Below are 21,250 nucleotides of genomic sequence, written 5' to 3' on the forward strand. Positions count from 1 at the left end.
GGAGCGGACCGGTCCAGCGCTGATCGGGTGGCGCCACCGACCGCCCGTCACTCGGCGCGGAACACGATCTCCGGGTACTCGTCCGTCGGGCCGTCCAGGAGCGGGGCGTCCATCTCCTTCAGGTGACGGTCCAGGAACGCGCCCACGTAGGCCTTGGTGATCTCGACGCCGCGGGCGCCGCCGACCGTGCCGCTGACCGGCAGGCCCAGCTGTTCGAGGAACAGCATCTGGTCGGTGAACGACCCGTGGTTCGCGTACTGCATCTGCAACCACAGCTTCGGGCCGTCGAGCCGGGCGAGGTTGTCGGCCCAGTTCGGCGCGTCGCCCTCGTCCCCGCCGAGGTGGTGGTCGCCCTTGCCCATCATCAGGAACGCGTCGTCCTCCCCCGACTCGGGGAAGTCCACCTGGAACGTGCCGTCCAGGTTGACCCCCGCGTCCACCCGGTGATCGTCGACCATCACGGCCGCGGCGGTCGAGCCACCGAGCGAGTGCCCGGCGACGGCGATGTGGCGCGCGTCGATCTTCGGTCCGTGCCGCCAGACCCGGCCGTGCGTCAGCTCGTCCAGCACGAAGCTGATGTCCAGGGCGCGCCCCCGGGTGACCTGCGCGCCGAGCTCCCGGCTCGACGGCAGCTCGCAGAGCAGGCAGCCGGCGACCCTGCCGTCGGGGAACTCCACGCCCCGCGCCTCGTACGTGTGGTCGACTCCGGCCACCACGTAGCCACGGGACGCGAGCTCCTCCGCCAGTGCCGTCAACGACTCGCGGCTGAGGCTCGCTCCGGGTGACAGCACCACGAGCGGCCGCTTCCCGGGCAGCGCGCGGGCCCGATCGAAGGAGTGCGTCTCGACGGTCGTCAGGAGGTCGGGCGCCAGGGGCAGGCCGACAGCCTCGATGATCGCCGCGGAGACCGCCTCGGTCGTATACGGCGCGGGTTCGCCGTGCGGCACCGCCGGGTACCAGAGGGACACCATGAGCTCGCGGTGCTCCTCGGGCCGCCACGGGTCGGCGCGGTCCTCGTCGACGAGGTGGATCGGCGTCATGCCGACGGGGAACGGTCCGGCCGGCTCGGGCAGGGAGAGTGCCTGAGCATCGTCGGCCGACGGTGCGGCGGCCGACGTCGGGCCGGCGGGGGCCGTGCCGGCTGCTGCGCTCGGCGCGGCAGCTGCCGCGCAGGCCACGAGTGCGGTGGCGACGAGTACGGACGGAAGCCTGCGTCTGGACGTCTTCATGCGTGCGATGTTTCACGACGTGAACGCGCAGGCCAAGGGTTCTCGGGCAATTCCGGGGACGAGCCAGGTAAGCCCCTGAACCCGGCCACCGAGAGGTCGGGGGTTTCCCTCGACGTCACACCGCCGGACCGCCAGGGCCTGCCCCGGCGCCGGACCGCGTGCTCGAGCGGATCCGCCGCTGCCCAGAGCGCGCCGCCGACCGGACTACCGACCGAATCCCGACGAGCCGATGCGCAGTGACTCGACCAGGCTCGGCCCCTGACCGATCTTCCCGTCGACGATGTCCTGGACGTGCGACCGGAAGTTCGGGCACGCGGTGATGTCGTGGGCGCGGCACTCGAGGGCGTGGCGCGCCATGTCGCGAGACAGCTCCATATCGGCCATGCGCTGCTCCAGGTCCGCGATGTGCGCCTCGAGGATCACGTGCCGGTCGTAGGCACCGCCGTCGAGCAGCACGCGGATCTGCTCCAGACTCATGCCGGCCGCCTTGCTCCGCAGGATCGTGGCGACGCGGAAGGCGTCGTCGGTGCCGTACCGGCGGCGCCCGCCACCGTCCCGGGCAGGACTGAGCAGGCCCATGGACTCCCAGTGGCGCAGCACGTGGGTCTCCAGGCCGAACCGCGCGGCGAGGTCACCTACCGACCAGACCGACTGATCTTCGGAAACAGAGATTGACTTCATGTTGACATGAAGTCACAGGCTGGGCGCTGCCCGCAAGTCCTTGTGCTGACAGCACATCTCACCGGACAGGATCCCCGATGACCGCCGCACCAGTGCCCACCTCACGCCGCCGTCGCCGACGTCCGACGGCGGTGGTGACCACCACGCTCGCTCTGCTCCTGACCACCGGGCTAGCCGCCTGCGTCCCGCAGGCGGCCGACGCCCCGCAACCTGATACCGCGCACGTCACCAGCACCTCGGGATACGCCGCCGCCACGCAGGACGACCCCGAGTTCGAGGGCGCGTTCCGGCACGAGCTCGCCTCCGTCGACGGCGTCCGGATGCACTACGTGACCGGCGGGAGCGGCACCCCGGTGGTCCTGCTCCACGGCTGGCCGCAGACGTGGTTCAGCTGGTGGTCGATCATGCCGGAGCTCGCCGAGCGGCACACCGTCTACGCCATCGACCTGCCAGGGCTGGGCGACAGCACCGGACGCCCGTCCGGCTACGACAAGGCCACCCTGGCGCGATACGTGCACGCCCTCGTCGTCGACCAGCTAGGGGTGCGTGACGTCAGCATCGTCGGGCACGACCTGGGCGCCGCGGTGGCGTTCCAGTACGCCGCGCAGTTCCCCGCGGACACCGCACGCCTCGGCTATCTCGACCTGCCCCTGCCCGGACCCGCCCTGGATGCAACCGCCTACCGCTCGCTGAGCTGGCACATCGCCTTCCACTCCCAGCCGGAGGTCCCTGAGGCGTTGGTCGACGACGACGTCCGCGAGTACCTGGCGATGTTCTACCCGCAGGTCTCGTTCGAGGGCGCGGCGTTCGGCGGCACCTCGGACCGGTCCCCGTTCACCGACGCCCAGATCGACGAGTACGCGCGAACCTACAGCCGGCCCGAGGCGCTGTCTGGCGGCTTCGAGCTCTACCGGTCCCTCGACCAGGACGTCCGCGACACCACAGCAGCGGCCCCGGTGGATACGCCGACTCTGCTCATGACCGCGCAGGGGCAGCTCGACGCGATCCGGGCCACAGCGGCACCGCGACTGGCCAACATCGTGCGGGCGGTGGACGTGCCGGGCGCTGGTCACTGGCTCGTCGAGGAGAACCCCGAGCTCGTCACCGCTGAGCTGCTGCATTTTCTCGGTGAGTGAGATCGGCGTACGTCCATCCGGCCGAAATGTGAACGGCAGATACCACGGGCTGCCGACGGCCTCCAATCGCCACTTCGGGGAGTACTGAGCGCTCTTTCCGTATGCTAGGGGCGTTGGGATCGGGTGGAACACCGCACCACCTCAGCCATTCCGGGCATCTTTTGCGAAGGTCCTCACTGGCGTTATTCCACCCGCATCCCTCGTCTGCACAGCTCGCTTCGAGCTGCGCGTTCCGGCATTTTCGCGAGCGAGCGATGCGTAGGACGGGAGGGCCGCGTGACCGCCACCGGTGACGTGCGGGTCGCCTGGGTCGTGCATCGTCCCGACGTCGTGCGTTCGGTCGCTGCCCGCGTGCCCGGCATCGATGCCGAGGAAGCCGCCAGCCGCGCCCTCGAGAAGATGGTCCGGATCGTGTCCACCGGCACCACCATCGACGACCCGGCCCCCTACTGGCGACGCGCAGCAGTCAACGAAGCCATCAGCATGACCCGCGAAGCAGGACGCACCCGACCCGTCGAGGACGACACCCTCGACGGCCTGACACCCCCCGTCGCCGGCGCCGAGCTCGACGCCGAACGCCAGGCCGACGTCACCATGCTCCGCGACGCCCTGGCCGACCTCGCCGACGACGACCGCCAGATCCTCCTGGAACGCCACGTCCACGACCGTGCCGTCACCGACATCGCCACCGACCTCGGCGTCCGACCCCACGCCGTGACCATGCGGCTACGCCGCGCCGAGGAACGCCTCGCCGGCGCGTTCGCCGCCGCCCACGCCCAAGCCGTGCGCGAACCCGAGTGCCGCACCACCCGCGCCGCCATGCACGACTACCTCAAGGGACGCCTGCTACCCCGCCGGCAACGCCGCCTCGAGGTCCACATGGACGGCTGCGCCCAGTGCACCCGCGCGTTCATGAACGTGCGCGAGGTGTCCTGGATGCTGCGTGACCTGGGCCAGCACGTCGTCGCCGGCGGGCTCGCCACCAGCGCGGCCGGCGCCGTCGCCGTCGCCGGCGGCACTGGTACCGGCGCAGCCGGGGCGAAGGCCAAGAGCACCGGGAAGCGACCACGCTCCTTGGGCAGGAAGGAGACCGCTGTCGCGGCCGGAGTCCTGGCCGTCCTGGCCATCAGCGGAGGCGCGCTGGCACTGACCGCGAGCCAGAGCGCCGAACCACCCGTCCTGGCCATCCAGGACACCCGAGCCGTCGCCGAGGCTCCCAGTGCGCCGGACCCTCCGGAGTCGGCACCGCAGGACAAGCCGCCGTCGATCCCGCCGACCGATCCGCGTCCACGCACGGCGACCACACCCAAGGAAGACGCGGTTCCCCCACCGGACACCACGGCTCCGCCCGAGCACAAGGCACCTGCCTCCGAGCCAGTGCCCGAGCCGGAGGTCGTCCCCGCCGCACCGGCGCCACGACCCGCCCCGCGACCGGTCGCTGACCGCCCGGCCCCGCAGGAACCCGCTCCCCCGGCCGCCCCTGCTCCCAAGCCGGAGCCCGAGCCCGAGCCCGAGCCGGAGCCGGAGCCGCCCGATACCAGGCCACCGCCCGCCGCCGGCTCCGGCGGTCCGCCCGGCAACCCGGGCAACCCCAACGGGAACGGGCCGGCAAAGGACAACGGCCAAGGTCCCGGCAACAACAACGGGAAGGGTCCCGGCAGCGACGGCGAACGTGGGCCGAACCGCGGCGAGCAGCACACGACCTGGATCTCCCTACCCGGCATCGCCGGCGTGCCGGGAGCGCTGCTGAGCGGCGTCGCCCTCCACCGCCGCGCTCGCCGAGCCACCACGCGTTGGTCGTGAGCGCGACCGTTGCGGCGATGCGCCCGGTACAGGCTCAACGATCGCGCCCACAACCAAGGTCCTCACAACCAAGGTCAGTCCGTCAGGACTACCGTGCTCGAGTAGGGGTCCACCTCTGGCGGGGTCCATTCCGGCTCCGGCTCGAGATCGCCTTCCGAGTCGCCGTCCTTCGGGTCGCCGCCCTCCGGGTCGCCATCCTCCGAGTCATCACCCTCGGCGCCACCCTCGCCGTCACCCTCGCCGTCACCCTCGTCCAGGCCGCCGTCCTGGGACCCGTCCTCCGAGCCCTCCTCGTCCGGTTCGGGCTCGGTGGCGCACAGCCCGTCGATCAGCCACCCCAGGCCGTCCTCGCCCACGCACAGCCCGCCGCGCAGCGTGATGCTTGCGGTGGCGGACGCCGTCGAGCGGACCTCGGTGCCCGGGATCAGCTCGTCGTGCTCCACCTCGACGGTCACTCGGAGGTTCTCGGGGTCGGGATAGAAGCCGACCAGCTCGGCTCCGTTCCGCTCGGCGAACGTCCGGGCCGCCTCCCTCATGTCGTCTTCGAGCTCCAGACCGAGCACCGCCCCCTCTGCGAGGCCCCAGAACCCCTCAGGCTCGGAAACGCCGAGATGCAGGCCGTGCAGCAGACCCAGGTTCCGGTCCCACTCCTGGGTCGCGGCGAGCGCCGCGGCGTCGGCGGCCGTACCGGCCTCGCGGCGGTCGTTCGTCGCCGAGCCCACCATCGCGATGACGAGCACCGCTGCGCTGAGCAGGCCGACGGCGATGGGGATCGTCATCACGTGCATGGACCCGCGTTCGCGGTCGTCCGACGTCGTGCGTGCCACGGTCAGTCTCCTGTCGGCGGATCGGTCACCGGCACGTCGGTGATCCGGAAGCGGTCGGGGGCGTCGACCGTCACGGTGTCCTGGCCCGTGTCCGGCCAGACGACGGTGATCAGCGTCCGTTCCCCGAGCTCGAGCGGGGTGACTTGTTCGTCGCCGAGCAGTCGGCGCACCACGAATCCGCCAGGCCTCTTCTCCGTGACGTAGTCGAAGGGCAGCACCCGATCGCTCCCGCCGAGCAGGGAAAGATTGTGCGGACCGGCCGCCTCGGCCAGGGTGCCGAACGCGCGGTCGCCGACGATCCCCGCGTGGGCGGGCAGGAACCAGGCGCCATCGATCGACTCACCTGCGACGCGCTCAGCGACGAGGGTGCCGACGAGCGCCTCGGGCCTGCGCACCATCGACCGGACCTCGACGGTGTACTCGCCGTTGTCCGAGGAGTAGGTGACAGCGGAGTTCTTCGCCGTCGGCGCGTCCGTCTCCGGCACGTCGCTCGTGGCGTCCCGCTCGACGACCAGGTGGCCTTGGAAGTGGATCTCGACCCGGCGGTTGGCGGCGCGGGCCTCGGGGCTGGTCCCGTCGGCGACCGGCTCCGTCTCGCCACGCCCCTCCTCGGTCACCGAGTAGTCGCCGCCGAGCTGCGCGCGGAGGTGCTCGGCGACGGAGCGGGCCCTGCGATCGGAGAGCTTCTGGTTGTAGGCGTCGGTGTCGACGTCGTCGGTGTGCCCCACCACGCGCACCTCGCCGTCGTCCGCCTGCTCCAGGATCGATGCAGCGGCCTTGTCCACCACATTGCGCGCAGACGTGGACAGCGTGTGCTTGTCCGAGGCGAAGAGGACGTCGGAGGCCAGGGTGACGGTGACGTCGCCGTCCTGCGCGGACGTCCTGGACTCGTCGTCGTAGGCCTGGGTGAAGGCGCGCAGGTTCTTGGTCTCCGCGTCGCCGACGCCGCCCACCTGCTCGACGGCGGAGTCGAAGCCGTCACCGGCCGCGACGACGGGCACGGTCACGACGCCGAACTCGGGAAACAGCACGTCCACCGACTCGTTCACCGGGGCGGCGAAGACGGCGACGGCCGAGCCACGCACGGCGTCGGGCTCGTCGTCCACCTGCTCGATCGCTGCCGCAGGGAACCCGCCGAGCGTCCGCGCGACGGGGTGGACCGAGCCCTCACCGGTATCGAACAGTCGTACGCCACGGCCGTCCGTGACGGAGTTTCCGAGCCCGCCGAAGGCCAGCACGATGTCGGACGACCGCAGCTCCGCTGCCGGGTCGACCGGTGCCGCGCTGTACTCGTATCGCAGCACCGCCAGCGAGCCGTCCACCTCGACGGGACGCACGTCAAGGTGCACCAGCGCACCGTGCCACTCCCGGTCGACGGCGACGACCTCGCCCGGAGGCGTCGTGCCTCCGGGCGAGGTCTGGGGCGCGGACGCGCGGGACGGGGAACCGGTCGGCTCGCTCGGTCCAGGACCGACGAGCCCGCAACCGGGCAGAATTCCCACGAGGCCGACCGCGAGCGCGGTGAGCACGACCCGGCGCATCAACACCTCCATTGCTTCCTACGGACCTACGGAGTGGTGGTAGTGGTGGTGGCAGCGCCACCGCCGATCTTGTTGATGGCGTCGGTGAGCTGCTTGACGATCGCTTCGTCGACCGTCGTGATCCCGGCGATCACAGCACCCACGATCGCCACGACCACCAGGATGACGCCGACGTACTCCACGTTGGCCTGGCCGCGCTCCTCGGCGCGTACCCGGCACACAGCACGCACGGCGTAGGCCGTCAGCGCTACCCGGGCAGCGACTGTCTTCTCGGTCAGCTTGTTCATGATGTCCTCCACACATAGAAGTCCGGTTGTCGGCCGCGGCTGCGGGTCGCGGCCACACCAGCAAACCTATGGAGCGGCAGGCCGAGCGCCCAGGGTGCGCGGCCCTACCGAAGGGCCCGTTCCCGCTGGGCCCACGGCACTACCGGCATCCGGGCCCAGCTGGAGCCAGCGCACGATGGCCTGGCTCCGTGTGGTGACCGCAAGCTTGGCGAAGAGGCTGTTCACGTGGTTCTTCACGGTCTTCTCCGAGATGAACAGGAGTGCGGCGACCTCACGGTTCGACTGGCCGTCCGCGACCAGGTCCATCACCTCGGCCTCGCGCCGGGACAGGAGACCGCGAACGGCGGCAGCGGCGGCAGCAGCGGGAGCGGGGGTCCCTCTGGAGACCCCGGAGACCACCTGGCTCCCGTTCCGACACAGCCGGATCGCGTCCACCATCGCCGCCGGCTCCAGCGCACCGTGCACCAGGTAGCCCGCCGCACCTGCGGCGAGCGCCTCGGACACCGTCGACGGGTCGTCGGTGTGGGTCAGCATCACCACGGTCGCGTCGGACAGCCGTGGCAGCAGCTCCAGCCCACTCATCCGGGGCATCCGGACGTCCAGCAGCACGACGTCGACCTGGCCCGCGCGCACCCGGGTGACGGCCTCGTCAGGGTCTCCGGTGTCGATCACCGACGTCACGCCGTCGGTCCCGTCAAGCAGCGTCCGCAGTCCCATCCGAATGATCGGGTTGTCGTCAACGGCAAGAATTCGCATCACGCCACCTCCGCTGTCCATGGGCGCCCCGTAGGGGCCCGCGTCGCCCGGTCCGGCACGACGTCGCTCGCTCGGCCGGACCCGTCGGCTGGTTCCGTCGGCAGCAGGACCCGCACGACGGTCCCACCGTCCGGTCCGGGCGCCCAGGTAGCGCCGCCGCCGCACAGCTCTGCCCGTTCTCTGATGCCGCGCATCCCGTACCGGCCGTCCGTGGGCGTGTCACCGAGGCCGACCCCGTCGTCCATGAGGAGGACTTCCACCGCCCCGTCGACGGTGGTCAGCGCAACCTCGACCCGGGAGGCGTTCGCGTGCTTGCGCACGTTCTCCAGCAGCTCGGTCACCACGGCCCGGACGTGCCGCGCGCGGACCGCGCCGACGTCGTCCACGCCGGGCGCCACGTGGACCGCTGCAGGCACTCCGGTCCGCTCCGTCCAGCTCCTGGCGATCTCCGTCACTGGTTCTGCGACACCGGCGTCCTCGTCGCGCAGCTCGCCGAGCGCACGCCGGGTGTGCTGGTGCACGGTGCTGACGGCGCCGCTGAGCCCGTGCGCCACCTCGACGGTGCCAGGGCGCGCGCCTTCTCGGTCCAGCCGGTCGGCGAGTCCGCGAGCGGTCAGGGCGAGCCCTGCGAGGTCTCCGGCCACCGTGTCGTGCAGGTCACGGGCGAGGCGTAGCCGTTCTGCCAGCGCGGCCTCGTCCTCGCGCGCCGTGGCGAGCTCGGCTGACAGCAGCGTCTGCCGGCGCAGCCTCCGTCCCAGGTGGGTCCCCGTCGAGGCCATGACGACGGTGAGCGCCGCTCCCGCGATCCCGGTGACCAGACCGCGCCAACCGTCGCTGTACGCCGTGAGCTGGTACAGGCACAGGGGGACCGCCATGACCAGCGCGAGCCTCAAGCCGGCGAAGAGCCCCCACAGCGCGGCGGTCGCCGCCGCGTAGACCGCCATGAGGGGCGACCCTGCGAGCGGCAGCAGCACGACGACGGCCACTGCCGTGTCCGCGGCCAGCAGCAGCCCGTTGCGCGCGTAGACCCTGCCGCGGGTCTCCCAGTTCAGCGCCGGCACGAACGAGAAGGGCGCCGCGAGCAGCACGAGAAAGACGCCGAGGAGGCCTGCACCGTCGAGCAGGGCGAGCACCAGGGCAAAGGCCAGGACCGCCAGCCGCACCTGGCACAGCAGGCGCACCGTGCTGCCGATGGCTCGCTGGGTCGTGGCGTCCATGGCCTGCCCTGGGCTCAGCCGCTCAGAAAAATTCACCGAGGACCCCCGCGTTCGCGATCAGTACGGACGACACGATCAGGATCAGCGCACCAGGCAGGATCGTCACCGTCACCGCCAGCGACACCAAGGGTGTGGCCCGCGCCGCCTTCTGACGCACGGTCTCCGCGTGCTCGCGGCGCACGTCGGAGGCGATGCCGGTGAGCGCGTCCGCCATGGGCACGCCGAGCTCCTCCGCCTGCAGCAGAGCCGTCACGAACGTGGCGACCGCCGGTGAACGGCTGCGTTCCCGCAGAGCCACGAAGGTCTGTCGCCGCGACACGCCGACGTTCATCTCTTGCAGGGCGGTGCGCATCTCGGCGGCCAGGGCACCGCCGTGGAACTCGCACACGCGCTCGAGGGCCTGTCGGAAGCCCAGCCCAGCGGTCACCGTCACGCTGAGCACGTCGAGGAAGTCGGGCAGCTCCGCGTCTATCTGCTGCCGCCTCCTGGCGGCCGCCGTATGGAGCCACAGCCGCATCCACGCGCCGAGCACCAGCGCCATCGGCACACCGATCTGCCACCGGTCCTGGAGCGTGAACAGGAGCCCGACCAGGATGCCGAGCAGGACGAGCGCCGACTCCCTGCGGACGAACATCGTCAACGTGACGCCCTCCGGTCGGCCCGCCCTGCGGATGGCGGTATCCAGCCGGTGCAGCCGGGACCGCCCGTGCAGGCGCACCGCAACGGGCAGCAGCGGAGCGCCGATCCGGTCGAGCACCGCGGCGAACCCGCGCTGCCTCGGCTCCTCGTCCGGCGTGTACTCGGCCTCGATGTCCTCAAGGCCGGTACTGGTCAGCAGCCGGCCTGCGACCATCCCGAGCACCACCAGCAGGGCGGCGGCCGCCGCGATCAGTAGTCCCGGCACGTCACACCTCCACTCGTGCGAGGCGCCGGACCAAGAAGTACCCGCCCACGAAGAGGCCGGTCGCCACCAGCAGCACCACCTGGCCGACCAGGTTGGTGATCATCTCGTCCACCACACCGGGGCTGAACGCGTTCATCAGCGCCACCGCACCGAACGCGAGGAAGATCACCGTGTACCCGGAGAACTGGGCCCCCATCGTGGCGGTCGCCACCTCGCGCCGCAGCCGCCGCCGTTCCTCCAGCGTTGCCCCGATGCCCGAGAGCGCAGTCACCAGCTCACCACCAGATCGTCCCTGGATCGTCAACGTCTGAACCAGCACCGACAGCTCACGGGACGGCAGCCGCTGGCTCAGTCCGGCGAGGGCGTCCCGCATGGACCGACCGACTGCCATCTCGGCGCCGACCTGGGCCACCTCGGACGCGGCAGGCTCGGTCATCTCCTCAGCTGCCAGCTCGAGCGACCGCCGTACGGCCAGCCCGGCCGACGCGCCGTTCGCCAGCAGCCGGGCGAGCTCCGGCAGCTGCGCCACGAACCGGTCCACGCGCTGCTTGCGACGCCGGTCCAGCCAGCGCCGGGCACCCACCGCCACGACCAGCACCGCTATCGCCGCCGTCGCCCAGCCGAAGAGCGGCAGGACGATCAACCCGGCCACGGCGGCCGAGGCGGCCGCGGCGGCGAGGAACAGCGACGGCGACCACGTCGGCAGGCCCGCCCCTGCCAGCAGCGCCACCAGACGCTGTCCCCACCGGGCGCGGAGCAGCTGCACGTCCAGCCGAGCGAACACGGGGACGCCGGCCGTCCGGTCCAGGTCGGCTGACTCCATCATGCGCCGCTCGGTCTCCGCGTTCCACACCAGGGTCGCCACCGTCGCAGCCGCCATCAGGAGCGTCACCAGCAGCCCCAGAGCGATGAGCAGGAAGGTCATGCGGCACCTCCTGCGCCGTCCGCCACGGGCGCGGAGCCCTGCGGCGCCGGCACCGCCTCGCCGGCCCGGTGCAACCGTTCCACCAGCTCCGGGGGTGCGGCGAAGGGCACGAACTCCCCGGCCACCGAGCGGTCGGGGCCGATCGGGTCCGCGACGAACCGCATCAGCGGCGTCAGCGCGTACTCCTCGCGCCGCTGGGAGGTGACCGCCTGCAGCTCCGTGACGCGGCGGGACCCGTCCTGCGCCCGTTCCAGGTGCACCACCAGGTCGATCGCCGAGTTGATCTGGTCCCGCAGGGTCGCGGCCGGAAGGTCGAGCTCGCTCATCGACGCGAGCGTCTCAAGCCGGCCCAGCGCGTCCCGCGCCGTGTTCGCGTGCACGGTGGCCACCGAGCCGTCGTGCCCCGTGTTCATCGCCTGCAGCATGTCCAGGGTCTCGCCGCCGCGGACCTCCCCCACGATGATCCGGTCCGGCCGCATCCGCAGCGCGTTGCGCACCAGGTCGCGGATGGCTACCGCGCCGCGCCCCTCGACGTTCGCCGGGCGGGACTCGAGCCGCACCACGTGCCCCTGCTGGAGGGACAGCTCGGCGGCGTCCTCGATGGTGACGATCCGCTCGTGGTCCGGGATCAGGCCGGACAGCGCGTTCAGGAACGTCGTCTTGCCCGAGCCGGTGCCGCCCGAGACGACGATGTTCAGCCGCGCCCGCACGCACGCGGCCAGCAGGCTCGCCGTGGCCACGTCCAGGGTGCCCCGGTCCACCAGCTCGCCCATCCGGAACGGCGTCGGGAAGCGGCGGATCGTCAGGGTGGGCCCGTCCAGCGCCAGGGGCGGGATGATCACGTTCACGCGCTCACCGCTGGGCAGCCGGGCGTCCACCATCGGCGAAGACTCGTCCACGCGGCGGTTCACCTGCGACACGATGCGGTCGATCGTCTGGTACAGCTGCTCCACCGACGCGAACCGAGCGGGTACCCGTTCGATCTTGCCGTACCGCTCGACGAACACGTCCTGCGGACCGTTCACCATGATCTCGGTGATGGACTCGTCCGCCAGCAGCGGCTCAAGGACCCCCAGCCCGAGCGCCTCGTCGGTGATCCGCTGCACCAGCGCGCTGCGCCCGCGCGCCGACAGCACCGGCCCGTCGACCGACAGGATGCGGGACAGGACCCGCTCGAGCCGCACCCGCCGCTGGGAGGGCGAGAGCCGGGCGAGCTCGTCGACGTCGATCTCCTCGAGCAGCCGCTCGCGGTACACCTTCGCGAGGTCGTTGTCCTCGTCGTGCCGTTCGTCGGCGGCCAGCCGGTCACGGAGCGCCATGTCAGTCTTTCCGCCTCATCTGTCGGCTTCCACGGGGAAAGCAGCGGTACGGGTCACAGCGAGATCGACGATGTCCATGCCCGCCAGGCCGAGCGGCGCGGAGATCTCCACCCGCACCCGGGCAGTCCCGTCGTCGACGTCGGGCTCCAGATCTTGGACGTCGAGCCCGTCCGGGACCGTGCGCTCCACCACGGCCTTCCAGTCCTGGCCCAGGCTGAGGGCGCGGGCGCCATTGCGCGCCGCCTCCTGCGCTATCGACGCCGTCTGCGCCACCGTGATGCCCTGGATCGCCAAGAGGCCCACCAGCAGCACGGCGAACACGAGGCCGACGAGCTCGACGGTCGCCTGCCCGCGTTCGCGGCGCGTCCTGCCGGACATGGCTCAGCCCTCCCGGTACACGGCGGCCGACGAGGACGCCGAGAGGTCGACGCCGGGCAGGATCGTCGACACGGTCACCCTGACGCTGACCGTGTCCGGCAGCACCTCGATGTCGGAGTCGCCGACGGCGTCGCGCATCGAGTCCGGCAGCCGGTCGTGCACGTCCTCCCGCACCTGTTCGAGGACCTCCTCGCGAGGTGCCCCGACCGCGTCGTAGTAACCGAGCACGCCCACGGTGCGGGCGCCCTCCTGCGCGGCGGCCCGCGCGGCCAGCAGGCCAGAGGCCCACCCGATGCCCTGGACGCACAGCAGGACCAGCATGAGCATCACCATGATCACCACCGGCAGCTCGACCGTCGACTGGCCTGCCTCTGCGTCGGCGGCCGGCCGGCGGGCACGCCCGGCCCGCTTCCGGCCCACCTCCTTGCTCCGGTCCTGCCGGCGGGTCGACGCGGTGACCAGCTTCTCCACCTCGGTGGACCCGTCGGAGCCGCCCTCCTGCGCCGGGGTCGCCTCCGGACGGATCGCCGCCGCACCGGCCTTGGCGACCGCCGTGTGCACCGGGGTGGGCGTCTCCAGCAGCGTCGCGGTGTTGACCGCTACGGAGAACGCGGGGCCGCCGTCGGGCACCGTGAACGCGACGGGGCGCTCCACGATCCGTTCCACCAGTGCGGGGGTGACCTCGTCGCGCGGGGTGCGCCGGTTGAGCACGAGCTCCACCGCCTCCGGGCGCCGGATCGCCAGCCGGTCCCACTGCGCAAGGGTGCGCCGGGCGGACCGCAGCGCCGGGAGATCGGGCGTGGTGACCAGCAGCACCCGGTCAGCGAACTCGAGCGCCGTGGCGCGCGGCTCGTCCAGGTGCGTGCCCACGTCGATCACCGCGAGGCCGGACTCGAAACGCAGGGCGCTCACGATCGAGCGGGTCGCAGCCGACGTCATCTCCTCGCCCCGCTCGCCCTCGCTCGGGGCGGGAAGCAGCCGCAGCCCGCCCTGTACCTCGTAGGTGGTCTCGCGGAGCATGCGCCCGGTGACGTCACCCTCGACGGCGACGAGGTCCACGATCGAGCGACGGGTGCGCACTCCCGTGTAGGCGGTCAGGTCGCCGGACCCGAGATCGAGGTCGACGAGCGTGGTGTCGTTCGAGCGGCCCGCACGGGCGAGCAGCAGGGCCAGCACCGAGGTCCCGACGCCACCCTTCGCCCCGGCGATCGCCACGACCTGGCCGCTGCGGCCGCCGTTGCGCTCCGCCGCGATCGATGCCCTGGCCATCGCCGACCACGACGCCACCGTCTCGAGCCGGGTCAGCACCTCCTCGAGGCCCGCGTTCCGCGCGATCACCGACCGCGCCCCCACCTCCATCGCTGAGGCCATCGCCCGGCTCATCTCGTCCGGGCCGTGGGCGTCCACGACCATCACGATGCCGGTCAGCGGCGTGGCCAGCCCGACGCTGCGGGCCACGGCGTGCCCACGTCCGTCATCGGCGGCCTCGTCGACCACCACGATCCCGATGTCCGGCTGCCGGTCGAGCGCTGTCAGCACGCCCGCGCCGTCGGACACCGCCGCGGCCAGCTCGAACCCGTCCGACTCCGCGAACACGTGGCCGAGGTGGTCCCTGACCTCGTGCGACGGCGTCGCGAGCAGCACCTTGGTCACCATGGTCACTCCCCGCCCTTTGGCGCCGCGCCGTCGTAGACCCGCTGCTCCGCCGGGAGCATGTCCTCGTCGCCCGCTCCACGCAGAGCGAGACGCATCTTCACCGAGAACGACTCGACGTAGGCGAGCGTCAACGCGTCCTCGGTACTCAGCGCGAACGTCACCGGCAGGCCGCTGGTCGTGGCCAGGCCGTCCGGGTCCTCCACGTCCTGCGGCAGGCCGACCTCGAGCACCAGCACGTTCGAGACCCACACCCTTGACACGGCCTTCGCGCCCGCGCCGCCGCCCATGGTCGCGATGATGTCCACGTGATCGCCCGGCTCCACCTTGCCTGCCACGCCGGTCTCGGCGTCCACGAGGATCGCCACCTCGCGGAACCCTGGCTGCACGCCGGGCCGCTCGATCAGCATGCCGCCCTGGAGCATCGAGCCCTCCTCGTACGCGGTAGCCGCGACCAGGCCGTCGGCGTCCTCAGCGTCACGCACCGCGGTCTCGGGGACCCAGCGCTCCGGCATCTCGACCTCGTCCAGCATGGACTCGTCGATCGATTCGAGGGCATCGACCGACCGGTTGAGCTGCAGCACGGTAACCACGGGGCCCACCTGGGAGCTCACGGTGCGGACGTAGGAGAGGACGCCGACGAAGACGGCGACCGCGAGGATCGAGGTGACGACGAGAAAGAAGGTTCCTCGGCGCTGGCGCGGGTTCAACTGACCACTCCCTGGGTGTCGAGCAGATTCGGGCGAGACGGCTCGCCACGGTCGGGCCGCGCGGTACGGGCGCGGCGCTCTGTGATGTCGCAGAAGATGCAGGCCCCGGCCACGGCCCGTCCGCAGGCGTCGCACGCGCCCCAGAGGTACGACCTGGACAGGGCGTTCGCGACGGCAGTGCTCAGCGCGCCGTCGATGGTCGACACCTCGAACCAGCGCGACGCCGACCAGCCGGCGTCCGCGACGGTCAGCTCGGTGTCGGGCGTGCGGGGCAGCAGGTCTTCGTCCTCGTCGCGCACGACCGGCCGCACCGAGCGCGCGACGACGAGCACGTCGCCGCCGTCCGGCACCCCGAGCCGCCCGCGGAACCGGGCGACGGTGCCGCGACCGGTGTCGATCACGAACGCCGCGCGCGGCAGGTAGCTGCCCGCGTGCTGGCGGAACGTCGGCGTGGGGCGCTGCAGCGAGGCGACGCTCGAGAGGAGCGCCCGCGTGGTGGTGTGGGAGAGCACCTCGTCGGCGACCGCGCGAGCGGACGACGCGGTGAGCCCCTGGGCCGAGAGGCCTTCGAGCAGCACCGCCCACGCGGTGACGGGGACATCGACGTGCAGCAGCCCGATCCGCTCCGGCCCGAGCACCAGGCGGGCCGACCGGGCGACCTGCCGGGCCGGCTCGTCGCGGGTGGCGAGGACGACGTCGTCGGCGAGGAGATCTGCTACGGCCTCGACGACCGCCCCGAGCGCGGTCTCCACCCGGTGCACGGCCGGATGCAGACCCTCCGGCCCCCCGATCGCGATGACCTGCACGGTGCCCCCTCGTTGAACGCACGGGCCCGGTCGATGACCGGACTACCCCTGAGTACTGCCTCCACGTCTTCCACGCGGTCCCTCTACGTCACAGCCACAAAAGCACCTGTTCGCGCACGCCTGCCCCACGGACTGTACAGATCTATGCACTGAACGTATACATAACAGGCGGTATCAGTTATCTTTTGAGCGTTTTCCTGTACCTGCTCGCTCATCTGAGCGAGCGGTCGTCCGGCTCCGCCGGCACTGCCGAGAGGAACGCACGTGAGCCAGATCCAGCTCCTGGTGGACGACCGGACCGTCGCCGAGGTCGTCGTCGCCGACACCGTCCTGACCAGAGCACGAGGGATGCTGTTCCGCCGCGTGCTGCCAGAGGCGCTCCTGCTGCGCCCCTGCTCGTCGGTGCACGGCGCATGGATGCGCGTGCCGCTCGACGTCGCGTTCCTCACCGCGGACCTGCGCGTGGTGCACGCCCGGGTGCTGCGCCCCTGGGCGATGACGATGCCGCGCAGTGGCGCCACCCAGGTGCTGGAGGCCCCGGTCGGGAGCTTCGCACGCTGGGGGCTGCGGGCGGGCAGCCGGGTGGCGCTGGACGGGGCGTAGCCCGGTTGCGGGGTCACTGGTTGTCGAAGCTCTCGCCACCGCTGAAGACGGGGTTCGGCGGCGCGGAGAAGTCGCTCGTGTAGTAGCCGTCGGGTGCCACGAAGTCTATCGCCTTGCACTGCGGCGCCGGCGAGGTGGTCCGCTTCTCGCCGTCCACGTCGGTCACCTCGAACGAGGACTCGGACAAGACCTGGTTCTCGTCGACCGACGTGAACTCGACCTTGAACAGGTCCAGGCCCTCCCACTTGAGGCCGACCCCGCCGCTCTCGGTGACCCGGTCCATGTCGTACTTCAGCGTGCGCACGTTGGCGTGGGCCTCGGCGGCCTCGTAGAGCTCGCCGCCCTCGGAGTCCTGCCCCTGGATCTCGACGTCACCCTTCTTCAGCGTGCCGTCGGGGTTGCGGGGAAAGATCTCGTCGATCTTCGGGCCGAGCGTCTTCCGCAGGTCCGGGTACTGGTTGAAGTCGATGATCAGCTCCGTCCTGGAGGAAGTTCCCTCCTCCTCCTGCTTGCTGTACTCGCCCCTGATCTTGAAGCCGTAGGGCAGCACCAGGTCGAGGTCGATCCCGGCCTTGTAGAGCGTCTTCATCACCTGGTCGTCCATGGCGATGGTGAGCCGCGACAGCTCTCCGTCCGGGTTCCAGACCACCGACGTGCTGGTGGTGCCCGTCCACTCGCCGCCGAACTGTCCCTTGCCCTTGCCCTTGCCCGAGCTGTCGTCCTTCTTGTCCTTCGTGAACGGCCCCTTGCCACCGAGCTCCGCGCCGATGAGGAACCCCCCGATGTCGGACGAGGTGTAGGTGGCGGTCACGCTGCCGTCCGACCACTGCCGGTCCTCGACCTGGATCTCACCCTCGTAACCGCCCTCGACGCTGCCCTTCAGCTCGACGGCGCCCGTGCTGGGACCCCACTTCAGGCCACCCTGGAACTTGACCTTCTTGGTGTCGCTCGTGGAGGTGGCGACCAGGTGATGGTCCGGCTCGTCCTCCTGGAGCTGCAGCACGTCGCCGACGGAGGGCATGTGCTCTCGCGGCTGGCAGAAGCTCTGCTGGCCCGGGACCGGACCGCAGTTGCGGGCGACCGGGCTGTGGATGAGATCCACGGAGTCGCTGTAGCGCTTGTACCAGTTGACCCAGTCCTGGGCCTTCTGCATGTCCGTGAACTCGTACGTGTAGTCCTCGGCGTAGCCGGTGATGCCTGCGATGTCGAAGCTGACCGGTGAGCCGCCCACCTCGGTGCCACTGACCCCGGCGCCGAGCTCGACGCCCTTCAGGATGTGGATACGGACGCGCCCGTCGCCGAGCTTCTCGATCAGCGTGCCGTTGTTGCTGCCCCAGCGGAAGAACAGGAACTGGATGTTCTTGCTGTCCACGTGCCCGGTGACCTCGACGAGGCAGGGCGGCTCCATCGAGGCATACTTCTCCGTGATGCAGTCGGCCAGCTCCTGGGACCGGCCGGCCCGATCCTTGCCGGCCGCTGCGTCCTCGTAGGCCGACCACTTCTCCTCGCACCCCTCGGGCACCGGCCACTCACGGCAACCGACCTGGACCGTCGGTGGTGCGTCCTTGTCGATCTCACCACTGGCCGGCAGCGCGTCCAGACAGCTCTCGTCGTTCGGGTCATCCTTGGGACCGCCCCGGCTGTCGAGCACGCAGTCCACGAAGTCCTGGACCTCGCTCGCGAGATACACCGGGTCCTCACTGGTCCAATAGCCGTCAGGCAGGTTGAAGCACGACGGCGGCTGCGGATACCAGACGCAACCGATCTGCACCACGGCCTTGTCCCACTGCAGATCAGGCCTCTCCGCGGCCGTGAACGTCACGTCCTTGTCGCAGTCACCCGACGGCGGGCTGTAGCCATCCTCCGGCGACCTCTCATCGCCCGGCTCCTCGGACCCCCCGTCCCCGTCCCCGTCCCCGCAGTATTCGACGCCCTCCTCCTTGAGGATCGGCGACACCGCACAGACCAGCTGCTCGCTCACATCAGCGGCCACCGGCGTCGCCGCCGCCAGCACGATCGCGACGACCAGCAGCACCAGGCCGGTCACCCCGACGTACTCCGGCAGTGCCTGCCCGGACTCGCGATCGCGTCTGGTCATGCTCGCAAACTAGGCGGCGATGGTGAACTCGAACTGTCCGGGAGCGGTCCCCACGGGGTACAGGTTGATGATGTTTCCGCAGGTCATAGGCCTGCAGCCCCAGAAAGTGGGGCCACGGGCCCACCGGGCTGCACGTCTTTCACCCCGTGCCGTCACCGCTGCTCGAACGTGACCGATTCCGGGTCACTAGCTGTTGAAGCTCCTGCCACCACTGAAGGTGGGGGTCGGCGGGGCGGAGAAGTCGCTCGTGTAGTAGCCGTCGGGCATCTTGAAGTCCTTCGCCCGGCACTGCGGCGCCGGCGAGGTCTTCTGCTTGTTGCCGTCGACGTCGATCACCTCGAAGGACGACTCCGACAGGGTCCGGTTCTCGTCGACCGACGTGAACTCGACCTTGAACAGGTCGAGACCCTGCCACTTGAGGCCGTACCCGCCGCCCTCGGTGACCCGGTCCATGTCGTACTTGAGCTCGCGCACGTTGGCGTAGTCCTCGGCCGCCTCGTACAGCTCGCCGCCCTCGGAGTCCTCCCCGTTGATCTCGACGTCGCCCTTCCTCAGCGTGCCGTCGTCGTTCCGGGGAAAGATCTCGTCGATCTTCGGGCCGAGCTTGTCGCGCAGCTCGGGGTACTGGTTGAAGTCGATGATCAGCTCCGTCTTGGAGAGGGTCCCCTCCTCCTCCTGCTTGCTGTACCCGCCGGTGGCCTTGAAGCCGTAGGGCAGCACCAGATCGAGGTCGATCCCCGCCTTGTAGAGCGTCTTCATCACCTGGTCGTCCATGGCGATGACGAGCCGCGACAGCTTCCCGTCCTTGTCCCACATCACTGACGTGCTGGTGGTGCCCTTCCACTCGCCGCCGAGCTGACCCTTGCCCTTGCCCTTGCCTGAGCTGTCTTCCTTGCCCTTCTTGTCCTTCGTGAACGGCTGCTTGCCGGAAAGCTCCGCCCCGATGAGGAACCCGCCGATGTCGGACGAGGTGTAGGTGGCCGTCACGCTGCCGTCCGACCACTGCCGGTCCTCGACCTGGATCTCCCCCTCGTAGCCGCCCTCGATGCTGCCCTTCAGCTCGACGGCGCCGGTGCTGGGGCCCCACTTCAGGCCGCCCTTCAGCTTGACCTTCTTGATGTCGCTCGTGGAGGTGGCGACCAGGTGGTGGTCGGGCTCGTCATCCTGGAGCTGCATCACGTCGCCAACGTCGGGCATGTGGGGGGGCGGGGGCGGGCAGTAGCTGATCATGGGCGGGCAGTTGCGGCCGCCGCCGCCGGCCACGATCTCCGCGGACATGCTGTACTGCTTGTACCAGTCGATCCAGTCCTGGGCCTTCTGCATGTCCGTGAACTCGTACGTGTAGTCCTCGGCGTAGCCGGTGATGCCTGCGATGTCGAAAGCGATGGGCGTGCCGCCGACTTCGCTGCCGCTGAAGCCTGCGCCGACCTCGACGCCCTTGAGGATGTGGATGCGGATACGCCCGTCGCCCAGCTTCTCGATGAGCGTGCCGTTGGTGTCGCCCCAACGCAGGAACAGGAACTGGACGTTCGTGCTGTCCACGTGCCCCGTGGCCTCGACCACGCAGGGCGGCTCCATCGTGGCGTACTTCTCCGAGATGCAGTTGGACAGCTCCCCCGACCTCGCGGCCCGCTCCTTGCCCTCCGGCGCGTCTTTGTACGCCGCCCACTCCGCCTCACGGCCCTTGGGCACCGGCAGCTCACGGCAACCGACCTGAACCTTCGGCGGGGCGTCCTCGTCGATCTCGCCGCTGGTCGGCATCGCATTGACACAGGTCTCATCGTTCGGGTCGTCCTGCGGACCACCACGACCATCGAGCACACAGTCCACGAAGTCCTGGATCTCGTCACCGAGATACACCCGGTCCCCGCGGTCCCGGTCCAGGTGCCCCTCGGGCATGTTCGCGGAGAAGCAGATCGTCGGGCCTGGGTACCAGACGCAGCCGATCTGCACCACGGCGGTGTCCCACTGCGACTCGGGCTTGTCCACGAACTCGAACGTGACGTCGTCCTCGCAGTCGCCCGACGGCGGGCTGTACCCGTCCCCCGGCGACTCCTCGCCCCCCGGCTCCTCCGCGCCCCCGCCCGCGTCCCCACAGTCCTCAGCACCGTCCTCCTTGACGATGGGCGACACTGCACAGAGGAGCTGCTCGCTCACGTCAGCCGCCACCGGCGTCGCCGCCGCCAGCACGATGGCGACGACCAACAGCACCAGGCCGGTCACCCCGACGTACTCCGGCAGGGCCTGGCCGGACTCGCGATCGCGTCTGGTCATCCTCGAAAACTAGCCGCGGACGGTGAACTCGAACTGTCCGGGAGCAGTCCCGCCGGGTACAGAATCGTCCTGTTTCCGCAGGTCATAGGCCTGCGGCCCCAGA

Annotated in this window: 19 protein-coding genes; 3 read left to right on the forward strand and 16 right to left on the reverse strand. The window is 70.7% G+C overall.

Features of this window, described 5'->3' with window-relative positions:
* Positions 1–47 precede the first annotated feature (47 nt).
* Together APR04_RS10055 and APR04_RS10060 are read right to left on the reverse strand one after the other, a co-directional pair.
* A complete protein-coding gene (locus APR04_RS10055; RefSeq protein WP_253869654.1) occupies positions 48–1,229 on the reverse strand; it encodes an alpha/beta hydrolase family protein in 1,182 nt (393 codons plus the stop codon).
* Positions 1,230–1,433: 204 nt separating this feature from the next.
* Positions 1,434–1,910, reverse strand: coding sequence for a helix-turn-helix domain-containing protein (locus tag APR04_RS10060; protein ID WP_253869655.1), 477 nt, complete (start codon positions 1,908–1,910; stop codon positions 1,434–1,436).
* A gap of 77 nt (positions 1,911–1,987) precedes the next feature.
* Between APR04_RS10060 and APR04_RS10065 the strand changes: the two genes are divergently transcribed.
* Both APR04_RS10065 and APR04_RS10070 read left to right on the forward strand, forming a co-directional pair.
* Positions 1,988–3,046, forward strand: a complete 1,059-nt coding sequence (locus APR04_RS10065) for an alpha/beta fold hydrolase (protein ID WP_253869657.1) — start codon at positions 1,988–1,990, stop codon at positions 3,044–3,046.
* A 276-nt stretch (positions 3,047–3,322) separates the two neighbouring features.
* A complete protein-coding gene (locus APR04_RS10070; RefSeq protein WP_253869659.1) occupies positions 3,323–4,849 on the forward strand; it encodes an RNA polymerase sigma factor in 1,527 nt (508 codons plus the stop codon).
* Positions 4,850–4,923: 74 nt separating this feature from the next.
* Here the strand turns inward: APR04_RS10070 and APR04_RS10075 are convergent, their stop codons facing one another.
* From APR04_RS10075 to APR04_RS10130, 12 genes are all read right to left on the reverse strand, one after another.
* On the reverse strand, positions 4,924–5,676 hold the full coding sequence (locus tag APR04_RS10075) for a pilus assembly protein TadG-related protein (RefSeq protein ID WP_253869661.1): 753 nt from the start codon (positions 5,674–5,676) through the stop codon (positions 4,924–4,926).
* A 2-nt stretch (positions 5,677–5,678) separates the two neighbouring features.
* On the reverse strand, positions 5,679–7,217 hold the full coding sequence (locus APR04_RS10080) for an OmpA family protein (RefSeq protein WP_253869662.1): 1,539 nt from the start codon (positions 7,215–7,217) through the stop codon (positions 5,679–5,681).
* 26 nt (positions 7,218–7,243) lie between these two features.
* Complete coding sequence (locus APR04_RS10085) at positions 7,244–7,504, reverse strand: hypothetical protein (RefSeq protein WP_253869664.1); 261 nt, start codon at positions 7,502–7,504, stop codon at positions 7,244–7,246.
* Positions 7,505–7,570: 66 nt separating this feature from the next.
* On the reverse strand, positions 7,571–8,260 hold the full coding sequence (locus tag APR04_RS10090; protein ID WP_253869666.1) for a response regulator transcription factor: 690 nt from the start codon (positions 8,258–8,260) through the stop codon (positions 7,571–7,573).
* Positions 8,260–9,477 (reverse strand): sensor histidine kinase, encoded by a 1,218-nt coding sequence (locus tag APR04_RS10095; protein WP_253869668.1) that lies wholly within the window; start codon positions 9,475–9,477, stop codon positions 8,260–8,262. Before APR04_RS10095 ends, APR04_RS10090 begins: the two co-directional genes overlap by 1 nt.
* A 22-nt stretch (positions 9,478–9,499) precedes the next feature.
* Entirely contained in the window at positions 9,500–10,381 is an 882-nt protein-coding gene (locus APR04_RS10100) for a type II secretion system F family protein (protein WP_253869670.1), read from the reverse strand.
* A 1-nt stretch (position 10,382) separates the two neighbouring features.
* On the reverse strand, positions 10,383–11,306 hold the full coding sequence (locus APR04_RS10105; protein ID WP_253869672.1) for a type II secretion system F family protein: 924 nt from the start codon (positions 11,304–11,306) through the stop codon (positions 10,383–10,385).
* Positions 11,303–12,625: a TadA family conjugal transfer-associated ATPase gene (locus tag APR04_RS10110; protein ID WP_253869673.1), complete on the reverse strand. Its 1,323-nt coding sequence runs from the start codon at positions 12,623–12,625 to the stop codon at positions 11,303–11,305. Before APR04_RS10110 ends, APR04_RS10105 begins: the two co-directional genes overlap by 4 nt.
* Before the next feature lie 15 nt (positions 12,626–12,640).
* Positions 12,641–13,003: a TadE/TadG family type IV pilus assembly protein gene (locus APR04_RS10115; protein WP_253869674.1), complete on the reverse strand. Its 363-nt coding sequence runs from the start codon at positions 13,001–13,003 to the stop codon at positions 12,641–12,643.
* 3 nt (positions 13,004–13,006) lie between these two features.
* Positions 13,007–14,659 (reverse strand): P-loop NTPase family protein, encoded by a 1,653-nt coding sequence (locus tag APR04_RS10120; protein ID WP_253869677.1) that lies wholly within the window; start codon positions 14,657–14,659, stop codon positions 13,007–13,009.
* A gap of 2 nt (positions 14,660–14,661) precedes the next feature.
* Positions 14,662–15,366, reverse strand: a complete 705-nt coding sequence (cpaB, locus tag APR04_RS10125; RefSeq protein ID WP_253869678.1) for a Flp pilus assembly protein CpaB — start codon at positions 15,364–15,366, stop codon at positions 14,662–14,664.
* A complete protein-coding gene (locus APR04_RS10130; RefSeq protein ID WP_253869680.1) occupies positions 15,363–16,172 on the reverse strand; it encodes a hypothetical protein in 810 nt (269 codons plus the stop codon). The genes cpaB and APR04_RS10130 overlap by 4 nt, the downstream gene beginning before the upstream one ends.
* Before the next feature lie 264 nt (positions 16,173–16,436).
* Between APR04_RS10130 and APR04_RS10135 the strand changes: the two genes are divergently transcribed.
* A complete protein-coding gene (locus APR04_RS10135) occupies positions 16,437–16,775 on the forward strand; it encodes a DUF192 domain-containing protein (RefSeq protein WP_253869682.1) in 339 nt (112 codons plus the stop codon).
* A gap of 13 nt (positions 16,776–16,788) precedes the next feature.
* Here the strand turns inward: APR04_RS10135 and APR04_RS10140 are convergent, their stop codons facing one another.
* Together APR04_RS10140 and APR04_RS10145 are read right to left on the reverse strand one after the other, a co-directional pair.
* Entirely contained in the window at positions 16,789–18,873 is a 2,085-nt protein-coding gene (locus APR04_RS10140; protein ID WP_253869684.1) for a hypothetical protein, read from the reverse strand.
* Positions 18,874–19,059: 186 nt separating this feature from the next.
* The gene (locus tag APR04_RS10145) at positions 19,060–21,147 is read right to left on the reverse strand and encodes a hypothetical protein (RefSeq protein WP_253869685.1); all 2,088 of its coding nucleotides are present in this window, start codon (positions 21,145–21,147) and stop codon (positions 19,060–19,062) included.
* Between the last annotated feature and the right edge of the window lie 103 nt (positions 21,148–21,250).

The sequence above is a fragment of the Promicromonospora umidemergens genome (assembly GCF_024171995.1).
In the GTDB taxonomy this organism is placed as follows: domain Bacteria; phylum Actinomycetota; class Actinomycetes; order Actinomycetales; family Cellulomonadaceae; genus Promicromonospora; species Promicromonospora umidemergens.

Coding starts and splice junctions, on each gene's coding strand:
- APR04_RS10060 (WP_253869655.1), bottom strand. CDS start 1,910: ATGAAGTCAATCTCTGTTTCCGAAGATCAGTCGGTCTGGTCGGTAGGT.
- APR04_RS10140 (WP_253869684.1), bottom strand. CDS start 18,873: ATGACCAGACGCGATCGCGAGTCCGGGCAGGCACTGCCGGAGTACGTC.
- APR04_RS10085 (WP_253869664.1), bottom strand. CDS start 7,504: ATGAACAAGCTGACCGAGAAGACAGTCGCTGCCCGGGTAGCGCTGACG.
- APR04_RS10090 (WP_253869666.1), bottom strand. CDS start 8,260: ATGCGAATTCTTGCCGTTGACGACAACCCGATCATTCGGATGGGACTG.
- APR04_RS10115 (WP_253869674.1), bottom strand. CDS start 13,003: ATGTCCGGCAGGACGCGCCGCGAACGCGGGCAGGCGACCGTCGAGCTC.
- APR04_RS10055 (WP_253869654.1), bottom strand. CDS start 1,229: ATGAAGACGTCCAGACGCAGGCTTCCGTCCGTACTCGTCGCCACCGCA.
- APR04_RS10145 (WP_253869685.1), bottom strand. CDS start 21,147: ATGACCAGACGCGATCGCGAGTCCGGCCAGGCCCTGCCGGAGTACGTC.
- APR04_RS10110 (WP_253869673.1), bottom strand. CDS start 12,625: ATGGCGCTCCGTGACCGGCTGGCCGCCGACGAACGGCACGACGAGGAC.
- APR04_RS10080 (WP_253869662.1), bottom strand. CDS start 7,217: ATGCGCCGGGTCGTGCTCACCGCGCTCGCGGTCGGCCTCGTGGGAATT.
- APR04_RS10105 (WP_253869672.1), bottom strand. CDS start 11,306: ATGACCTTCCTGCTCATCGCTCTGGGGCTGCTGGTGACGCTCCTGATG.
- APR04_RS10120 (WP_253869677.1), bottom strand. CDS start 14,659: ATGGTGACCAAGGTGCTGCTCGCGACGCCGTCGCACGAGGTCAGGGAC.
- APR04_RS10095 (WP_253869668.1), bottom strand. CDS start 9,477: ATGGACGCCACGACCCAGCGAGCCATCGGCAGCACGGTGCGCCTGCTG.
- APR04_RS10065 (WP_253869657.1), top strand. CDS start 1,988: ATGACCGCCGCACCAGTGCCCACCTCACGCCGCCGTCGCCGACGTCCG.